This window comes from Arthrobacter sp. UYNi723 (genome assembly GCF_054057635.1).
In genome coordinates, this window is record NZ_JBSRZM010000082.1 from 1 (window position 1) to 1,303 (window position 1,303).

Below are 1,303 nucleotides of genomic sequence, written 5' to 3' on the forward strand. Positions count from 1 at the left end.
AGGACACGCGTCAAAATAACCTAGGTTTTCATTGTTGGGGCGGGTAAGTTCGTGGTATGGCCGATAGTGTGCAGATTGCGGAGTCCGTAGCGCGGAAATATGCGTTGTTGCGCCCGCACCTGGATGAGCGTCAGCGGCGTCTGCTGCTGGGGGTGGAAGCGTCCGAGCTTGGTCGGGGCGGGATCAAGGCTGTGGCGCAGGCGACCGGGGTGCATCCGGACACGGTCGCGCGGGGTGTGCACGAGTTGGATGGCGACCCGAAACCACAGGCCAGAGTGCGTTCTCCCGGAGGGGGTCGCAAGAAACTCGCCGCGACCGACCCGGAACTGGCGGTGCAGCTCAAGGCCCTGGTGGACCCGGTGACCCGTGGGGACCCCATGTCGCTTTTGATGTGGACGACGAAGTCGACGCGCAACCTTGCGGACGCGTTGACCCGGATGGGGCATGCTGTCTCTGATCGCACTGTCGCCCGGATGCTGCGTGATCTGGGGTTCAGCCTGCAGTCGAACACGAAAGCCCTCGAAGGCCGCCAGCACGAGGACCGTGATGCCCAATTCCGTTACCTGGCCGATCAGGTCGCCGTGCACGCGGGTGCCGGCCAGCCGGTCATATCGGTTGATGCGAAGAAGAAGGAACTGGTCGGTCAGTTCAAGAACGGCGGGCGGGAGTACCAGCCTGCTGGGCAGCCTGAACGGGTCAACGACCACGACTTCCCCGACAAAGATCTGGGCAAAGCGATCCCGTATGGCATCTACGACGTGTCAGCGAACACTGGCTGGGTCTCGGTCGGCACCGACCACGACACCTCCGCCTTCGCCGTCCAGACGCTACGCCGCTGGTGGGACATGACCGGCAAACCCCGATACCCCGACGCCAAACAACTGTTGATCTGCGCCGATGGCGGCGGCTCCAACGGCTACCGAATCCGCGCCTGGAAGATCGAACTGGCCAAATTCTCCGCCGATACCGGCCTGGAGATCACCGTCTGTCACCTACCGCCCGGAACCAGCAAATGGAACAAAATCGAGCACCGCTTGTTCTCCCAGATCACCATGAACTGGCGCGGACGACCCCTGAAAACCCACCAGATCATCGTCGACCTGATCAACTCAACAACCACCGCGACAGGACTCACCGTGCAATGCGTCCTGGACACCGACGAGTACCCCCTCGGCATGAAGTACACCAACGCTGACGTCGAAGCGTTACCCCTCACCCGCCACGAATTCCACGGCGAATGGAACTACACGCTCACCACACCCGACACGCCGTGACCGGCCGGCATTATTGTTTCGCGAGCCCT

1 pseudogene is annotated in these 1,303 nt (G+C 62.3%); it reads left to right on the forward strand.

From position 1 onward, the window contains the following. Positions 1 to 56 precede the first annotated feature (56 nt). Positions 57 to 1,253, forward strand: a pseudogene (locus tag ACVWY0_RS22285) (ISAzo13 family transposase); the annotation flags it as partial. Between the last annotated feature and the right edge of the window lie 50 nt (positions 1,254 to 1,303).